A 16,909-nucleotide genomic window follows, 5' to 3' on the forward strand; every position below is an offset into this window, starting at 1 on the left:
GAAGCGAACGGCAGGGGAGACGGGAAGGCGCATGGATCAGTTGCAGCCAGCGACGGAGGCCGCCGACGGCGAAAGCCGCGACAAGACGCCGCGCACCGAGCGCGGGCGCCGCACCTTGCGCAAGCTGCTCGACGCCGCGGCGGTCGAATTCGGCGAGCGCGGCTTTCACGATGCGTCGATCAGCGGCATCACCCGCCGCGCCGGCACCGCGCTCGGCAGCTTCTATACTTATTTCGATTCGAAGGAGGAGATCTTCCAGGCGCTCGTCCGCCACATGAGCGAGCTGCTCCGCGACCATGTGACGCCGGAGGTGCAGGCTGCGCCCGACGAGATCAGCGCCGAACGTATCGGCCTTCTCTCCTTCCTCGGCTTTGTGCGCGAGCATAAGGAAATCTACCGGATCATCGACGAGGCCGAGTTCGTCGATTACGCCAGTTATCGACGCCACTATGAAACTACGGTCGAGCGCATGCGCCAGCGGCTTGAGGCGGGCGCCGCGCGCGGCGAGATCCGGCCCGATGCAAGCGAGGTTCACGCCTGGGCGATTGCCGGAATGAACGTCTTCCTCGGCATGCGCTATGGTCTGTGGGACGAGAGCGCCGACATCGACGAGGTCGCGCGGATCGCGAACGACATGCTCGCGAACGGGCTCAAAATGCGGGATTAACGCGAAATCAAGAAGATCGCATGCTCGGCGCGCCAGGTCGCGGCGGCGTCGCTCGTCGGCTTGTCGCCCGACAGATACCAGGCGCCTTCGACCCCTATCCCCTTCTCGCGCACCAGATCGCGGAAGTCGCTGACGGTGACATGGTGAATGTTCGGCGTTTCGTACCAGGCGACCGGCAGCAGCCGCGTCACCGGCATCCGTCCGCCCCACAGCAGCGCGAGGCGGATGCGCCAGTGCGCGAAATTGGGAAAGCTCACGAAGGCGCGCGGCGCGATGCGGAGCAGTTCGTCGACGATCCGGTCGGGACGGTGCGAGGTCTGCAGCGTCTGCGACAGAATCGCGATGTCGAACGCATCGTCGGGGTAATCGGCAAGGTCGCGGTCGGCGTCGCCCTGTACCACCGCCAGCCCCTGCTCCATCGCCGCCGCGACATTCGCCGGGTCGATCTCGAGCCCGCGGACGTCGGCGTCGCGCGTGTCGCGGAGCGCGGCCATCAGCGTGCCGTCGCCGCAGCCGACGTCGAGCACGCGCGCGCTGGCGGGCACCTGCGCCGCGATCAGCGCGAGGTCGGGGCGAAGCGCCGGCGCGCTCACCGGCCCGCCTCGATGAATCCGGCCATCAGACGCCACATTTCGGGCGAATCGAGCAGGAAGGCGTCGTGGCCGAACGGGCTCGACAGTTCGACGAAGCTCGCCTGCGCGCCCGCGCCGTGCAGCGCCTGGACGATGCGGCGCGATTCGGCGGTCGGATAGAGCCAGTCCGAATCGAAGCTGACGAGGCCGAAGCGCACCGGCGAATGGCGAAACGCATCGGCGAGCCGCCCGCCATGCGGGTCGGCAAGGTCGAAATAGTCCATCGCGCGCGTGATATAGAGATAGGAGTTGGCGTCGAAGCGGTCGACGAAGCTGATCCCCTGGTGCCGCAAATAGGATTCGATCTGGAAATCGGCCTCGAATCCGAAGGTCTTGGCTTCGCGATCCTGCAGCTGGCGGCCGAATTTCTCGGTGAGGCCGGCTTCGGACAGATAGGTGATATGCGCCGCCATGCGCGCGACCGACAGGCCTTTGACCGGCACCCGCCCGCTCGCATAATAATCGCCGTCCTGCCAGTCGGGGTCGGCCATGATCGCCTGCCGCCCGACCTCGTGGAACGCGATATTCTGCGCCGAATGGCGCGCCGCCGAGGCGATGACGAGCGCGCGATCGACGCGGCCCGGATAATGCGCGGCCCAGGCGAGCGCCTGCATCCCGCCCATCGATCCGCCGATGACGGCATGAAGCCGCGCGATGCCGAGCTGATCGAGCAGCATCGCCTGCGCGCGCACCATGTCGCCGATCGTCACCACCGGAAAGGCCATGGCGAAGGGCCGGCCGGTCGCGGGATCGATGCTGGCGGGGCCGCTCGACCCCAGGCAGCTGCCGATCACATTGGCGCAGATGATATGATAGCGGTCGGTGTCGATCACCCCGCCGGGACGCACGACCTTGCTCCACCAGCCGGGCTTGCCCGTGACCGGATGCGCCGAGGCGACATATTGGTCCATCGTCAGCGCGTGGCATATGAGGATGGCGTTGTCGCGCGCGGCGTTGAGCGTACCATAGGCCTCGTAAGCGATCGTAGGACTCGCGAGCAGCCCACCGCTGTCGAGCGCCAGCGGACGATCGAGGATGATCTGGTTGGGCCGGTCGGATTGCAAGCGGGTCGCCATGGTGCGGCGGGGCTAAGCGCGCGCAGCCACCCTGTCAACGTGCTGGACTTGGGGGCTGCAGCCGCTAAACGGCGCGGCATGACCGATGCGACCGCTACCCTCACCCCGAAGCCGTGGATCAGCGGCATCGCCCCCTATGTGCCCGGCAAGTCGGCGGGAGCCGACGGTCGCCCGCTGATCAAGCTCAGCGCCAATGAAAATCCGCTCGGCACCGGCGCGAAGGCACGCGCGGCGTTCGCCGCAGCGCAGAGCGCGGCCGATGCGTTGTCGCGCTATCCCGATCCCGGCGCGGCCGAGCTTCGGGAGACGATAGCGGCGAAGTTCGGGCTCGACCCGGCGCGGGTGATCTGCGGCAACGGGTCGGACGAATTGCTCCACCTCGCGGCGGGGACTTATGCGGGCGCGGGCGACGAAATTCTCTACGTCCGCTATGGCTTCGCAGTCTACGAGATCGCCGCACGCCGCGTCGGGGCGGTCCCGGTCGAGGCCGACGACCGCGACTATGCGACCGATGTCGATGCGCTGCTCGCGGCGGTGACCGACAAGACGCGCGTCGTCTATCTCGCCAACCCGAACAATCCGACGGGCACGCTCGCGACCCGCGAGGAGGTGCAGCGCCTCTATGCGGGCCTGCCGAAGAATGTCCTGTTCGTGATCGACCAGGCCTATAGCGAATATCTCTCCGAAGCCGAGGACGACGGCGGGCTCGAGCTGGCGAAAACACAGCCGAATGTTTTCGTCACGCGCACCTTCTCGAAGATCCACGGGCTTGCCGCCGAGCGGATCGGCTGGGGTTATGCGCACGCCGACGTGATTTCCGCGCTGCACCGCATCCGCCTGCCGTTCAACGTCACCCGCGCGGGGCAGGCGGCGGCGGTCGCGGCGCTCGGCGACGATGATTTTATCGCGCGGAGCCGCGAGCATAATGCAAAATGGCGCGCATGGCTGGCGCTGGAGCTCGAAGGGCTCGGCAATCGCGGCGTGCGCGTCGTGCCGTCGGCGACCAACTTCCTGCTCGTCCTGTTCGAGGGCGAAACGAGTGCCGAGACCGTCTACAACCGGTTGATGGAGGCGGGCTATATCGTCCGCTGGCTGCCGGGGCAGGGGATTCCGCAGGCGCTGCGGATGACGATCGGTACTGCAGAAGAGACGCGCGGGCTCGCGGCGGCGATCCGGGCCGCGCTGGGGGGCTGATGAGAATCGGACACGTCACCATCGTCGGGCTGGGGCTGATCGGCTCGTCGGTCGCGCGCGCGGTGAAGGCCAGATTGCCCAGCGTCGCGGTGACCGGCCACGACGCCAGCGCAGATGTCCGCGCCGAGGCGCGCTCGCTCGGCTTTTGCGATCGCGTCGCCGACGATCCGGTTGCGGCGGTCGCCGATGCCGATCTGGTGATTCTCGCGGTCCCGGTCGGGCGCATGGCCGACGCCGCGATCGCGATGGCGCCGGGACTGCGCGCCGATGCGATCATCTCCGACGTCGGCTCGTCGAAGAGCGGCGTCGCCGACGCGCTGGCAAAGGCGCTGCCCGATCATCTCGTCATTCCGGCGCACCCGGTTGCGGGGACCGAGAACAGCGGTCCCGCCGCGGGCTTCGCCACCCTGTTCGAGGGACGCTGGTGCATCGTCACCCCGCCCGCCGGCGCGCCGGAAGAGGGGGTCGCGGCGGTGGAAGGCTTCTGGCGCGCGCTCGGCGCGAAGGTCGAGACGATGGATGCCGCGCACCACGACATGGTGCTCGCGGTCACCAGCCACCTGCCGCACCTCATCGCCTATACGATCGTCGGCACTGCGAGCGAACTCGAGGAAGTGACCGAGAGCGAGGTCATCAAATATTCGGCGGGCGGTTTCCGCGACTTCACCCGCATCGCGGCGAGCGACCCGGTGATGTGGCGCGATGTCTTCCTCGCCAACCGGGATGCTGTTCTCGCGACCTTGCAGCGCTTCAACGAGGATCTGACCGTGTTGCAGCAGGCGATCCGGCGCGGGGATGGCGACAAGCTGGAGGACTGGTTCACGCGCACCCGCGCGATCCGCCGCTCGATCATCGAGCAGGGGCAGGATGACGCCGCGCCCGATTTCGGGCGGAAGCATTAGAATCAAACCCTAACTTCGCTCGACACGAACGGGGTTTAGGAGGCGGCGGGAGCTTCCAGCAACGCCTCGGGCGGATTGAGCGCGTTGATCGCGCGCCATACGCGCTCCTCGGCCTCCTCGCGCGGCAGACCGGCGGGGATCGTCTCGCCGATCCTGTAGGTGATCGTCCCCGGCCATTTGACCCAGCGGCGCGGGGGATAGGCGATGCCGCTGTTCACCGCCACCGGGATCACCGGCACCCCGAGCAGGCGGTAGATGCCCGCGAAGCCCGAGCGCAGCGGTGGCGCCTTGCCGTGCGGGATGCGCGTGCCTTCGGCGAACAGCACCAGCGGGCGGCCACCCGCGAGCGCGGCCTTGGCGGCACTCAGCATCGCGCGCATCGCCTTGCCGCCGCCGTCGCGATCGACCGGGATCAGGCCATAGAAGCGCGCCGCCTGCCCCCAGACCGGGATCGAGAACAACTCTTCCTTCGCGAAGACCGCAGGCCATTTGAACAGCATCGGCTGCTCGATCGTCTCGAACGCGCCCTCATGCTTGAAGACGTAGAGCACCGGGATGTCGGGCATGTCGCCCTCGACGACGATCCGGTGGCCGAGCACGAAGCGGCAGATCAGCCGGTGGAAGATCGCCCAGGCGCGGACGAACCAGCGCGTGGCATGGTGCGAGATCGGCAGCGCGATGACCGCGCCGATCGAGCATATGCTGCTCATGATGACGAACAGGATCCAGAACAGGATCGAGCGAAGAAGGGCGATGGTATAGCGCACGAAGGGGCGTTTACAGTCCGAGCAGCCCGCCCGCCAGCCCCGCCAGATATTTATGATATTCGCGGAACAGGGTCGCGAAGCTCGGATGGCTGCGCACCGCGTCGGGCAATATCTCGACCTTCTTGCCGAGCGCGCGGCCGAGCTCATATTGCGCGCGGCGCATGTGCCAGTCGGTGGTGATCAGGCGGATGCTCCGATAGTTGCGCCGCGCAACCCAGGCTGCGACCTCGGTCGCGTTCGAGCGCGTATCCTCGGCCTCGAAGCCCAGGGCGATGCAGCAATCGAACAGGCTCTCCGGCCGTTTATACTCGGCGGCGAGCTCCTTCGGCTTCACCTCGCGCGCGACGCCGCTGATCAGCAGGCGCTTGGCCTCGCCCTTTTCGAGCATCTCGAGCCCGCGGTCGATCCGCCCCGGGCCGCCGGTGAGCACGACGATCGCATCGGTCTTTTGCGGACCGGCGGGCAGCGGCAGCAGCAGCGCGAACCAGGCGAAGCCCAGCACCCACGCCAGAAACAGGAGAGAAACGAACCGCTTGATCATAGAATCTTCTGAAGCGCGGCGAGCAGGGTCTGGCGCGCCGTCAATGCCGCGAGCGCGATAGCCAATAGCGGCAGCGCCAGCAAGAGCGCCCAGCCCCAGGGTCCGAGCGACGCGGTCGCGGCGAGCCCCGCGGTGACGTTCGACCATTGCCAGCCGATCAGCAGCAGGATCGCCGCCGCGACCGCGGTGCCGAGCGCGATGCCGTAAGCGGTGTCGATCGCGATCCGGCGCTGGAACAGGCGCGTGATCTGCTGGTCGGTCGCGCCGATCATGTGCAGCATCTCGATCGTCGCATAATGGGTGCCGAGCGCGGCGCGCGCAGTCATGATCACGACCGCCGCGCTCGCCGCGGTCATCAGTACGACGAGCGCGCCGGCGACCCAGGCGAGCGAGCGGATCAGCCGCGCTACGGGGCCGAGCCATTCGGCGTGCGGAATGACCCGCGCGCCCGGCGCTTCGCGCGCGACGAGCGCGCGGAGCTGGCTCATATGGCCGGTGCGATCCCCGCCGACGAAATCGATATCGACCAGCGCGGGTAGCGGCAGCGATTTCAGCACCGGATCCCCATCCTCATTGGCGCCTTCCGCGCTGCCGAACCATTGGCCGAGCGTCGCCTGCAACTCGGCGGGCTCGACCGCGCGCGCCGAACGGACGAAGGACTGGGCGGCCGCGGCGCGGCGGAGCGCGGCCGCCTGTTCGGCGCGCGTGACCGGGTTGGCGGTGACGATCTGCACCGTCACCCGGCCCGCGATGGCATCGCCGATGGCATGGGCCGACCGTGCGAGTCCGACCCCGGCCGCGGCGGCGAGCAGCGTCAGCAGCATCAGGATCGCGATCACCCATGGCGTCGGCCCCGACAGGCGGCGGTCGGGGAGCAGGCGGCGATGCTGGGCGGGAACGCGCGGGATGATCATGCGAAAATCATGCCCTGCTCGGCGGATAGCGCAGCGCGCCGGTGGGGTCGGAGAGGCGGCCGCGTTCGAGCCGCATCATCTGTGCATTCTCGATCCGGCTGATGAGGTGGATGTCGTGGGTCGCGACGACAACGGTGGTGCCGAGCCGGTTCAGCGCCTCGAACAGGCCGAGCAAACGCATCGCCATTTCGGGATCGACGTTGCCGGTCGGTTCGTCGGCGACCAGCAATTGCGGCCGCGCGATCACCGCGCGGGCGATCGCGACACGCTGCTGCTCGCCGCCCGACAGCGTCGGCGGAAAGGCGTCGGCGCGCTCGCCGAGCCCGATCCAGCTCAGCATCTCGCCGACCGGCCCCGCCAGATCTTCCTCGCTCACCCCCGCGATACGGAGCGGCAGTGCGATATTGTCGCGCGCGGAGAGATGCGGGATTAGCCGGAAATCCTGAAACACGACGCCGATTCGGCGGCGAAAGCCGGGCAGGCGATGGCGCGGCATGCCCACCAGGTCCTCGCCGAACAGGCGGACGAGGCCGCGGCTCGGCCGCTGCGCGAGATAGAGCATCTTGAGAAGCGACGTCTTGCCCGCACCCGATGCGCCGGTCAGGAAATAGAAGCTGCCGGGCTGAAGGTTGAAGCTGATGTCGCTCAGAACCTCGGCGTCGGGGCCGTAACGCAGGCCGACGCCGTTGAACTCGACCATCGCGCCGCCGGGGCGGGACGGCGACGTCATGCCGTCATCCGCGCGCGATCGGGCGCCTTTTCCGGTTCGCCGGGCGGGGGAGCAGGAGCGCTCATGGCCCTGCCTGTTACACGGCTGTCCACCGACGTAAAGCGCGAAGCGCGACACGGTGCTTGCAACGCGCGAATCGGCGTGTTTAGAGGGGCGCCATGATCCTCGCCTGTCCGTCCTGCCATACGCGCTATGTCGTGCCCGATACGGCGATAGGACCGACCGGGCGCACCGTGCGCTGCGCCAATTGCCGTCATAGCTGGTTCCAGGAGCCCGCCGCACCCGCAGCGACACCGGCGCCCGATGCGGTTCCGGCTTCGGAGGCGGCGCCCGCGCCGACGGCGCCGGAGCCCGAGGCCGCGCCTGCTGTCGAAGAACAGCTCGCCGAAGCCGCGCCGCCCCCGCCCCCCGAAGCCTTCGCGGTCCCCGAGCCGCAGCCGGTGCTGCCGCCCGTCGAGGATGCGCCGTTGCCCTTCCGCCGCCCGCGCCGCAATCCTGCGAAGCGCTGGACGTGGATCGCGGGCGCCGCCGCGGCGCTGATGCTCGGCGCGACGGGCGCGCTCTACTGGTTCGGGTTGCCCGGCTGGGCGCAGGGGCTTGGCCTTCCCGGCATGGCCGACGAGCCCGATCTCGTCATCGAGCTGCCGCCGAACCAGGATCATCGCGAGTTGCCCGACGGCACCATCTATTTCGCGGCGTCAGGGGTGATCATCAATCCGACCGACCGCGAACAGCGCGTCCCGCCGATCCTCGCCGAGCTGCGCGATGCGCAGGGGACGATCGTCTACAGCTGGACGATCAAGCCGCCGGTGCGGACGCTGCCGCCGAACGAAAAGGTCAATTTCAGCGAGGCGAAGCTCGACATTCCGCGCCGGGCGACGCAGCTGACGGTCAGCTGGGCGCTACCGAAAGGCTGATAAAACAGCGGCTTGGTGTGACGCCGCGGCGTCCTGACGTCACATCAGCTTCGCGGCCGCCAGCGACAGCAGGAAACTCGTCAGCGTTGCGACGAAGATCGGCGCGAAGCTTCGCCATCCTTGGTCGAGCAGCAAGTGCAGCCGCGCCTTCATCGCGGTCGCGACGACCGCGAGCAGCAGCAGCGCCTGCGCGGCGATGTCGGCGGCGTTGACCGCGGGCTTGGGCAGCGCGATCAGCGAATTGACTGCGGCCAGGCCTAGAAAGCCGAGGATGAACCAGGGCAGCCGCAACGGGATGCGGCGCGTCCCGGTCGCGTCGCCGTCGCCGCGCGCCAGCCACAGCCCGACGAGCATCAGCATCGGCGCGAGCAAGGCGACGCGCGTCAGCTTGACGATCGTCGCGACCTCGCCGGCTTCGGGCGAAAAGGAAAAGCCGCCGCCGATCGCCTGCGCGACGTCGTGAATCGACGCGCCGATCAGGAACCCCGCCTGCGTGTCGTTCAGCCCCAATTCGGTCGCGAGCACGGGATAGAGCGTCATCGACAGCGCGCTCGCGACGGTGATGCCGACGAGCGTCAGCGTGAAGCGCGCCTGATCGACGCGCTTGTCGCCGATCAGCGAATAGAGCGCCAGAGCTGCCGAGGCGCCGCAGATCGCGGTCGCGCCGCCCGCGAGCAGCGCGGCGTGCCGTTCCTGCCGGAACAGCGGGGCGGTCGCGACGGTGACGATGATGACGGTCAGCATGATCGCGATCAGCAGCGCGAAGGGCAGTGGCCCCAGTTCGGCAAATTGCTCGGCGGTGATGCGCGCGCCGACGAGGACGATGCCGACGCGCAGCGCGGTCTGCGACATCAGGTCGAGCCCCGCGTGCGTGCGCCGGTCCTGCGACAGGAAACTCATCGCGAGCCCGATCAGCAGCCCCATCAGCACCAGGGGCGCGGCATAATGGTCGGCGAGCCAGGCCGCGGCGAGCGCCGCGATCGCGGTGACGAGGGCGCCGGGCAGATAGTCGCGCCAGCGCCGCTTGGCGGGCGGCGTGGCCTCGATCTGCATTTCGCCGTAAAGATCGGCCGCCATCGGCCAGTTCCGATCGGATGCCATGCGCCCTCCTGCTGCACCGCCCGCTTCGCATATCCGCGCGCCGCGGTCGATAGGCCATTGCTGGCGGACGCGTGCCTTGCTAGAGGCGCCGCTCTACCGGCACCCGTAGCTCAGCTGGATAGAGCGCTGCCCTCCGAAGGCAGAGGCCAGGGGTTCGAATCCCTTCGGGTGCGCCATTCCCTTATTTTCGGCATGCAGGAGCTTGCGAACGTGTCAGCGCCGATCGGTAGCCGGCGGGCGCGAGTCGTGCGATCAGCACCGACACCGCCGCCACGCACCCCAGATGGAGCAACCAGCCTCCGACGAAGGCGCCGGTCCGATCATGCAGGGCGGCGGCGATCCACGGCGGCAGCGCCGCGAGCAAAAAGCCGCCGCCCTGCATCAGTGCCGAGAGCGTTCCCGCTTCGGCCGGGTCCGGAAGATGGTCGAGCGCGACGATCATCATCAGCGCGAAACAGCCGCCGAGCCCCGCCCCGAGCAGGACGGCGATGAGCAGCGGCGCGGCCTGTGGCGCGAAGGCCAATCCTGCAAAGCCGGCGGCCTGCATCGCCAGCGTCGCCCAAAGCCAGCCGCGCCGGTCGTCGCGCCCGTGCGCGATGATCGGCAGCAACAACGCCGCGGCCGCCTGCGCGATCGCCAGCGCGGCGAGCAGGCTGCCGCTCGCCGCGGCGCTGCGCCCCTGATCCTGATAATAGGGGGCGAGCCAGGCGACGGCCGAGGCATAGCCGCCGTTCACCAGTCCGAAGCAGGCCATCAGCATCCAGACGCGCAGGCGGCGGAGCAGTGCTGCCATCGTCCCGGGGGTCGTCTGTGCCGGGCCGTCGGGTGGGAGGCGCGTCGCCAGCGCGAAGGCGGCGACCGCCGGTACGGCGAGCGCGGCCAGCGCGACGCGCCAGCTTCCCGACGCCTGGGCGAGCAGCGGGGTTGCCTGCGCGCCGAGCGCGCCGCCGCCCATCAGCATTGCCGAATAGAGCCCCATGACGATCGGAACCCGCTGCGGAAATTCGCGCTTGATGACGCCGGGGAGCACTGCCTGAACGATCGCGGCTCCCAGCCCGCAAAGGATCGCGGTGCCGAGCAGCAGTACGCCGCCTGCGGCGAAGAGGCGCAGGAAGGAGCCCGCGGCCAGCAGCGCCAGCGCCAGCAGAATCAGGCGCCCGGGCGCCACGGCGCGCTGGAGAGGCGGTCCGGTGAAAGCGCCGGCCCCCATCAACAGCATCGGCAGCAGGGTCAGCAGCGCCATCCCCTGCAGACCGAGCCCCGTCGCGGCGTCGATCGCGCCCGTCAGCGGTCCGACGCCAGTCAGAAAAGGCCGGAGATTGAGCCCGATCAGAGCGATCGTCGCGAGCAGGAGCAGCCGGGGAGCGGCGGCCTTCATCCCGCCTGCCGCCGTCGCTGCCAGTCCGCATAGAGATCGGGCGCGCCCTGCGGAACGTGACGGATCGTCATCGCCTGCTCTGCGAAGGGCTTGGCGAGATCGGCGTAGATCGCTGCGGTCGAGAGACCATAGGGCGCGCCGTCCTCGTTCGAATAGGCATAGGTGACCGCGCCGACGCCCGAGAGGCGCATCGCCGCCATGCACATCGGGCAGGGGTGGCCGCTCGCGAAGACCGCGCAGCCGCCGAGGTCGGGCGAGCCGAGCGCGCGGCTCGCGGCGCGGAGCGCGCCGAGCTCGGCGTGGGCGGTCGGGTCGCCGGTCGCGAGAATCTCGTTGACGCCGGTCGCGATCACTGCGCCGTCCTTGACGACGACGGCGCCGAAGGGGCGGCCGCCTCGGTCTGCGTTGGCGCGCGCGAGGGCGATCGCTTCGGCGAGGAAGCGTTCCGTATCGTCCATAATCCGGCCTTTCCGCCTATTTCGCCGCCGCGGCATTCCATGCCGCGACCTTGGCGCGCGTGTCGCTGAGCATTTTGTCGAGCGCCCTGCGGTCATAGGCGGTGCCGCGCAGCACCACGGTGCGGATCGCGCGCGTCGCAGCGATGTCCTGAAGCGGGTTGCGGTCGAGGAGCACCAGGTCGGCGGCCTTGCCCGCCTCGACCGCGCCATAATGGTCGAGCTTGCCGAACCAGGCGGGACCGGCACGCGTTGCCGAAGCGAGCGCCTCTGCGGGCGTCAACCCCTTGTCGACGAAGATCGCCAGCTCCTGATGCAGCGCGATGCCCGGATAGTTGAACGAGTTGAGGAATCCCGCGTCGGTCCCTGCCATGATCGTCACACCCGCCTTTTGCAGCATCGGCAGCACCGATGCCTCATGTTCATATTCGGCGTGGCGCGCGGTGATTCCGGCGGCGTCGGCCTTGGCGGCGCGATCGACGCGCCACTGATAGGTCGCGCGCAGGCCGGGACCGATCAGGCCGAGATAGTCGTCGTTCTTGTGATCGTCCTGGTCGAGATAGGCGATGACACGGCTGCCGTTCAGCGTCGGGGTGACGAACACGCCCTTCGCCGCGAGCTTGCGATAGGCGGCCATCGCGGTGTCGGGGTCGAAGCCCGCGTCGATCCGGCGATAGGCTTCGGGCCGGTCGATGCGCCCGGCCGCGAAGTCGGCGGCGATCGCGGCTTCGTCCTTCACCCCGGCCTTATAGGCATAGCCGATATGCTCGATCGAGCTGATCCCAGCATCGACCGCCTGATCGACGGTCAGCGCGAGCGGGATATGGCCCGAGACGCGGAGCCCCGCCGCGCGCACCTTGCGGATCGCATAGAGGAAGAGATCGGGCTTCATCGTGCTATCGGTGATCTTGACGAAATCGACGCCGAGCCCCGTTAGCTTCGTCACGGCGGCATCGACATCGGCCTCCGACCCCGTTTCGATCGTGCCCTTCCAGACCGGTTTGATGCCCTCGATCTTGGGTCCCGAACTCAGCAGCGTCGGGCCGAACAGCTTGCCGCTCGCAATCTCGCCGCGCCACGCGAGCACATCGTTCGGCAGGTCGCCCGAGGCGTCGCGCACCGTCGTGATGCCGTGCGCGACATAGAGCGGCAGCAGCGCCTTATTCTCCTCTATGAGCGCCGGGCCACCGCCGAAATGGACGTGCATGTCCCAGAGGCCGGGGATCAGAAAGCGATTGCCGCCGTCGATCGTGCGCCCCGTGGTCCACGCCTTCGCGACCTCGGCGTCGCCGCCAACCGCGACGATCACATCGCCCCTGGTTGCGACCGCCTGATCGGCGATCAGCCGCGCGCCCGCGACATCGACGATCGTCGTGTGGCGGATGATAAGGTCGGCACGCTCCCTGGCGGCGGCGGACAGCGGTAGCAGCGAAAGCCCTGCGACAAGGACGGATACCAGCTTCTTCATGGCGTCGATTCCCGATGATTCAATGATCCAGTCCAGATAGAGCCATCACACATCATTCTCCAATGAGATGTTTAAATGCCTATCATTCAGGTTTAGGATGAAGACATGTTCGATCCGCGCCTGCTCCGCGCCTTTGTCGCGATTGCCGACACTCGCAGCTTCACGCAGGCGGCCGAGCGGCTGCACAGCACTCAATCGACGGTCAGCCAGCAGCTCGCGCGGCTCGAGCAGGCTGTGGGGCAGCCGCTGATCGACCGCGCGGCGCGGCCGGTTCGCCTCACCGCGCCGGGCGAGCGGCTGCTCGGCTATGCGCGCCGCATTCTGGCGTTGCAGCAGGAGGCGGAGACTTTGCTCGCTGACCGCGCCGGCACCGCGGCGATCCGCATCGGGGTTCCGGAGGATATTGTGACGTTGCCGATGAGCGAGATTTTCGCGCGCTTCGCCGAACGGCATCGCGAAGTGCGCCTCGACGTCACCACGGGGCTCAGCCGCGACCTCGACCGGCGCTTCCGCGCGGGCGAGTTCGACATCATCGTCGTCAAGGAAGCGGCGGCCAGCATGGACAATCGCGCGAGCTTTCCCGAGGACATCGGCTGGTTCGAAAGCGCCGAGCGCGCGCGGCAGTGGACCGACCCGATCCCCCTCGTGACCTTTCCGCCGGGCGGCCTCTATCGCGAGGCGATGTTCGAGCGGGTCGAGCGCGAGCGGCGAAGTTGGTATGTCGCCTTCACCGCGACCAGCCTTGCCAGCGTGCTGACCGCGGTCGAGGCGGGGCTCGGCCTGTCGCTCCTGCCGAAGCGAGCCGCGCCCGGTCAAAAGATACGGCCCTATGCCGGCTTCGGGGACGAGGCGGCGATGGTGGTTTCGGTCTATTCGTGGGAGACCTCGGGGCTGATCGGGCAGTTGATCGGCCTGATCCGGTCGGTTTTGCTCGATCGATACGAAGCGCTGCGGGGCCCTCCCGGACCGTGACCGGGCGGGTCCCGCATACCCCTTAATACCCAAAGATCGCCGGGCCCGCTCCATGATAGGGTGTGCTTTGCTCATTTGGGGAGGGACATGTCATGGGGCAGCGGGCGACAATGCGATCGACACGGCCGATGGGTGGACGATCTCCTGCTGCTGCCTCAAAGGCCGTCGCCGATCGCGGCGGGGCGGGGCTTGGCAATGCTGGCGTATCGCCGCCGCCGCGCCCGGCCGTCGTGCCGATCCCCAAGCCGGCGCTCGGTTCGCCCGCGCCATGGTTCAAGGCGCGGGTCCTCGACGGCAATCCGCAATATAGCTTCCATACTGTCGCCGGGCGCGTGGCTTTGCTCTTCTTCATGGGATCGGCGGGAGATGCCGCCGTGCGCGCGACGCTCGACCGGCTGCTCGCCGCCGCCGATCGCTTCGACGACAGCGCGTGCAGCTTCTTCGCCGTGACGCACGACCCCGAGGATGTGGCGACCGATCGGGTGCGGACCCGGATTCCCGGCATCCGGATCATCCTGGACGATGACCGCGCGATCGGCACTGCCTATGGCGCCTGCCGCGAAGGATCGGACGCCTATGATCCCTATGTCATGGTCCTCGACCGCCAGCTGCGCGTGGCGGGCCGCTTCCTGCTGCCGCGCGCGGCGGAGGCGTTGGCGCTTGTCGAGCGCCTGCTTGGCGAGGCCGCAGCCGACGATTGGGCGCCTGTGCTGCGTATTCCGCGCGTGTTCGACCGCGCGACCTGCCGGCGGCTGATCGAGCTGTACGACGCCGACGGCGGCAGCGATTCGGGCTTCATGCGCGAGGTCGACGGCAAGACGGTGCCGATGATCGATCATGGGCACAAGCGCCGGTCCGACTATACGATCAGCGATGACGCGCTGTGCCAGGCGCTCCGCGCGCGCGTCGGTGCGTGCGTGCGTCCCGCGATCCATCGGGCCTTCAATTTCGACGCGACGCGGATGGAGCGCTATATCGTTGCCTGTTACGACGCGGCGGTCGGGGGCCATTTCCGGCCGCATCGCGACAACACGACCAAGGGGACCGCGCATCGCCGCTTTGCGGTGACGATCAACCTTAACGATGATTTCGACGGCGGCGAACTGCGCTTTCCCGAGTTCGGCGCGCGCACCTATCGCGCGCCGCCCGGCGGCGCGATCGTCTTCGGCTGTGGACTCCTCCACGAGGCGACCCCCGTCACGCGCGGCCGGCGTTACGCCTTTCTGCCTTTTCTCTACGACGATGCCGCGGCCGCGCAGCGCGAAGCCAATAATATCTACCTCGGCGAGGGCGTCGGCGACTACCGGCCTGGATGATACAGCGTTGCGGCGCGTTGACCGGGTTCAAAGCTCGATCGAAATCTTCACATTCTGTACCTTGATCCCGGCGAGCGCCGCGATTCCGAGCTTGGCGGCGTAGATCATGATGCGCAGCCGTTGCTGGTTGGCGAGTCCCGCCGGAAGATCGCCGTTCTGCCACGCCGAAGGGATCAGCATGTCGGGTTCGTCGCGCGAAAAAGCCGCGGTCGCATCGCCCGCGACCAGCTCCACCTCGCTGATGCCGAGCGCCACCGCCAGGGTCTGCAGATTATTGTGGCGGGGCTGCGTCTTGCCCGACTCCCACGCCCAGATGGTCGGCCGGCTGAACCCGGTTCGCTCGGCAAGTTCGGAGCGGCTGAGGCCGCTTTGCTCGCGCAGGCGGCGCAGGCGCTTCGGCAGATTCTCGCCTGCATCGCCGCCGACGGGGCCGGCCGATGCGCTCATGCCCGATCTGCCGCATGCACGGTCGCGTCGGCGCCTGCCGGGACGATATTGTTGACACCCATCGACGCCCCCTGAAGCAACGCCTCTCCCCGTGGGCCGCTATGCAGGGAATCCCCGTTTTCCGCCATTCCCCGATGGGGACATAGGAGGGCCGGGATTTAGCGTGCGGCGTTCAAAAGGCGGTGCCGAAGGTGATCGAAAAGGTCTGCGACCGGTCGCCGGCTTGCCGCGCGACCGGTCGCGCGATGTTGAAGCGGAGCTTGCCGGCCGACACGTTGAACGACAGGCCGATGCCGACCGCCACGCGCGGTCTCGCCGCATTCCCGATCAGCAGTTCGCCCGGCAGCAGCTCCGATTTCTTCGCCCCGAAGACCGAGCCCGCATCGACGAAGAGGCTGGGCGAGACGCCGAATTTGTCGAACGCCCCATCGAGCCGCATCGAGATTTCGGCTCGTCCCACATAATAGGCGCGGCCGCCGATCGCGGTCGTCTGCCCCGGTGCCGCCGCGGTCGGGACGACCTTCGGCCCCAGCCCGCGCAGGTCGAAGCCGCGCATGCTGTTGCCGCCGATGTAGAAGCGGTCGAAGAGCGGAACGTCGCGGCCGCCGATCCCCTTCATATAGCCGCCCTCGAGCCCCAGCGCGACGTCGATGTTCCCGCTGAGGCGGCGGTGGAACGTGCCGCCTGCGCGCAGCCGGATATAGCGTGTCGTCCCGCCGGGTCCCGCGATATCTTCGGTGATGCGAAGCTGGAAGCCGCGCGTCGGATTGACCGCGCTGTCGCGCCGGTCGAGGCTGAGCGCGAGGCTGAAGACCGAGCTGGTCGAGCGGCCGATCGCATTGCAGAAGGGGCTGCCGTGCTGGCCGACGTCGCACAGCGCGTTCTTCTGGCGGATCAGGAAATCCTCGTCCGAGTAGCGATAGTTGGCCGCGATGCGGAAACCGCGGTCCAGCGACCGTCCGAGATAGAGGTTGATGCCGCGCGCCGTCTGCACGAACAGCGACGCCCGGATATGCTTGTCGAAACCCGCCGCCGTCGAACGCGAATAATAGAGGGTCGGGGCGAGAGCCAGCTTGCTGCCCATGAAGTTTCCGTCGGACAGGCCGAGCTCGACCAGCGTCTGGACCTTCGAATAGCGCGCCGACAGGCTGATGTCGCGCCCGGGGGCGCCGATGTTGGTGCGTGCGAGCTTGATCGAGCCGATCGGGCCCTCGATCGACGAATAACCGCCCGACAGCGCGAGCCCGCCGCGCGAGAGGGTAGCCAGCGACAACAGGTCGCCCTCGCGCGCCTGGCCGTCCGCTGCGGTGGCCTCGCTGCCGACGTCGAGATCGGGTGCCGGGGTGTCGCTCGCCGGTTCGTCGCCGTCGCGGTCGGGCGCGGTCGTCATCGGCTCGCCGGCCGCGTGGCGGACCGCACCGTCCGCCGTTCC

Annotated in this window: 18 protein-coding genes and 1 tRNA gene; 7 read left to right on the forward strand and 12 right to left on the reverse strand. The window is 68.4% G+C overall.

Going from position 1 to position 16,909, the window contains the following annotated elements:
• Window positions 1-31 precede the first annotated feature (31 nt).
• On the forward strand, window positions 32-667 hold the full coding sequence (locus ACE3SL_RS01320) for a TetR/AcrR family transcriptional regulator (protein ID WP_374523957.1): 636 nt from the start codon (window positions 32-34) through the stop codon (window positions 665-667).
• Here ACE3SL_RS01320 and metW read toward each other — a convergent pair.
• Both metW and ACE3SL_RS01330 read right to left on the reverse strand, forming a co-directional pair.
• The gene (gene metW / locus ACE3SL_RS01325) at window positions 664-1,260 is read right to left on the reverse strand and encodes a methionine biosynthesis protein MetW (RefSeq protein ID WP_374523958.1); all 597 of its coding nucleotides are present in this window, start codon (window positions 1,258-1,260) and stop codon (window positions 664-666) included. The genes ACE3SL_RS01320 and metW overlap by 4 nt on opposite strands.
• Entirely contained in the window at window positions 1,257-2,375 is a 1,119-nt protein-coding gene (locus ACE3SL_RS01330) for a homoserine O-acetyltransferase (RefSeq protein WP_374523959.1), read from the reverse strand. Before ACE3SL_RS01330 ends, metW begins: the two co-directional genes overlap by 4 nt.
• A 78-nt stretch (window positions 2,376-2,453) precedes the next feature.
• On the opposite strand from ACE3SL_RS01330, the gene hisC reads away from it, so the two are divergent.
• Both hisC and ACE3SL_RS01340 read left to right on the forward strand, forming a co-directional pair.
• The gene (hisC, locus tag ACE3SL_RS01335) at window positions 2,454-3,569 is read left to right on the forward strand and encodes a histidinol-phosphate transaminase (protein WP_374523960.1); all 1,116 of its coding nucleotides are present in this window, start codon (window positions 2,454-2,456) and stop codon (window positions 3,567-3,569) included.
• Window positions 3,566-4,471, forward strand: coding sequence for a prephenate/arogenate dehydrogenase family protein (locus ACE3SL_RS01340; protein ID WP_374523976.1), 906 nt, complete (start codon window positions 3,566-3,568; stop codon window positions 4,469-4,471). The genes hisC and ACE3SL_RS01340 overlap by 4 nt, the downstream gene beginning before the upstream one ends.
• A 35-nt stretch (window positions 4,472-4,506) precedes the next feature.
• Here the strand turns inward: ACE3SL_RS01340 and ACE3SL_RS01345 are convergent, their stop codons facing one another.
• From ACE3SL_RS01345 to ftsE, 4 genes are read right to left on the reverse strand one after another with little or no spacing between them, the layout of a single operon-like run.
• Window positions 4,507-5,238 carry a lysophospholipid acyltransferase family protein gene (locus tag ACE3SL_RS01345; RefSeq protein WP_374523961.1) on the reverse strand — a complete coding sequence of 244 codons (732 nt, stop codon included), beginning with the start codon at window positions 5,236-5,238 and terminating at the stop codon, window positions 4,507-4,509.
• Between the two features lie 10 nt (window positions 5,239-5,248).
• The gene (locus ACE3SL_RS01350; RefSeq protein WP_374523962.1) at window positions 5,249-5,779 is read right to left on the reverse strand and encodes a YdcF family protein; all 531 of its coding nucleotides are present in this window, start codon (window positions 5,777-5,779) and stop codon (window positions 5,249-5,251) included.
• Window positions 5,776-6,693 (reverse strand): cell division protein FtsX, encoded by a 918-nt coding sequence (locus ACE3SL_RS01355; RefSeq protein ID WP_374523963.1) that lies wholly within the window; start codon window positions 6,691-6,693, stop codon window positions 5,776-5,778. Before ACE3SL_RS01355 ends, ACE3SL_RS01350 begins: the two co-directional genes overlap by 4 nt.
• Window positions 6,694-6,700: 7 nt before the next feature.
• Entirely contained in the window at window positions 6,701-7,423 is a 723-nt protein-coding gene (gene ftsE, locus ACE3SL_RS01360; protein ID WP_374523964.1) for a cell division ATP-binding protein FtsE, read from the reverse strand.
• 158 nt (window positions 7,424-7,581) lie between these two features.
• Here ftsE and ACE3SL_RS01365 point away from each other — a divergent pair, with 158 nt between their 5' ends.
• A complete protein-coding gene (locus ACE3SL_RS01365) occupies window positions 7,582-8,340 on the forward strand; it encodes a zinc-ribbon domain-containing protein (RefSeq protein WP_374523965.1) in 759 nt (252 codons plus the stop codon).
• A gap of 39 nt (window positions 8,341-8,379) precedes the next feature.
• Here the strand turns inward: ACE3SL_RS01365 and ACE3SL_RS01370 are convergent, their stop codons facing one another.
• Complete coding sequence (locus ACE3SL_RS01370; RefSeq protein ID WP_374523966.1) at window positions 8,380-9,441, reverse strand: YeiH family protein; 1,062 nt, start codon at window positions 9,439-9,441, stop codon at window positions 8,380-8,382.
• A 99-nt stretch (window positions 9,442-9,540) separates the two neighbouring features.
• On the opposite strand from ACE3SL_RS01370, the gene ACE3SL_RS01375 reads away from it, so the two are divergent.
• Window positions 9,541-9,617, forward strand: a tRNA-Arg gene (locus ACE3SL_RS01375).
• A gap of 5 nt (window positions 9,618-9,622) precedes the next feature.
• Here the strand turns inward: ACE3SL_RS01375 and ACE3SL_RS01380 are convergent.
• Genes ACE3SL_RS01380 through ACE3SL_RS01390 form a run of 3 tightly spaced genes read right to left on the reverse strand, consistent with a single transcriptional unit; the run spans window position 9,623 to window position 12,742 of the window.
• Complete coding sequence (locus ACE3SL_RS01380) at window positions 9,623-10,819, reverse strand: cyanate transporter (protein WP_374523967.1); 1,197 nt, start codon at window positions 10,817-10,819, stop codon at window positions 9,623-9,625.
• Window positions 10,816-11,277 (reverse strand): nucleoside deaminase, encoded by a 462-nt coding sequence (locus ACE3SL_RS01385; protein WP_374523968.1) that lies wholly within the window; start codon window positions 11,275-11,277, stop codon window positions 10,816-10,818. Before ACE3SL_RS01385 ends, ACE3SL_RS01380 begins: the two co-directional genes overlap by 4 nt.
• 16 nt (window positions 11,278-11,293) lie before the next feature.
• Complete coding sequence (locus ACE3SL_RS01390; protein ID WP_374523969.1) at window positions 11,294-12,742, reverse strand: amidohydrolase family protein; 1,449 nt, start codon at window positions 12,740-12,742, stop codon at window positions 11,294-11,296.
• Window positions 12,743-12,847: 105 nt separating this feature from the next.
• Here ACE3SL_RS01390 and ACE3SL_RS01395 point away from each other — a divergent pair, with 105 nt between their 5' ends.
• Window positions 12,848-13,714 (forward strand): LysR family transcriptional regulator, encoded by an 867-nt coding sequence (locus ACE3SL_RS01395; RefSeq protein WP_374523970.1) that lies wholly within the window; start codon window positions 12,848-12,850, stop codon window positions 13,712-13,714.
• A 230-nt stretch (window positions 13,715-13,944) separates the two neighbouring features.
• Entirely contained in the window at window positions 13,945-15,030 is a 1,086-nt protein-coding gene (locus ACE3SL_RS01400; RefSeq protein ID WP_374523971.1) for a 2OG-Fe(II) oxygenase, read from the forward strand.
• 27 nt (window positions 15,031-15,057) lie between these two features.
• On the opposite strand, the gene ACE3SL_RS01405 is transcribed toward ACE3SL_RS01400, so the two are convergent.
• Complete coding sequence (locus tag ACE3SL_RS01405) at window positions 15,058-15,477, reverse strand: helix-turn-helix domain-containing protein (RefSeq protein ID WP_374523972.1); 420 nt, start codon at window positions 15,475-15,477, stop codon at window positions 15,058-15,060.
• A 172-nt stretch (window positions 15,478-15,649) separates the two neighbouring features.
• Window positions 15,650-16,909: outer membrane protein assembly factor (locus ACE3SL_RS01410; RefSeq protein WP_374523973.1), on the reverse strand; the 1,260-nt coding region annotated here is incomplete at its 5' end.

This window comes from Sphingopyxis sp. (genome assembly GCF_041916015.1).
Classification (GTDB): Bacteria; Pseudomonadota; Alphaproteobacteria; order Sphingomonadales; family Sphingomonadaceae; genus Sphingopyxis.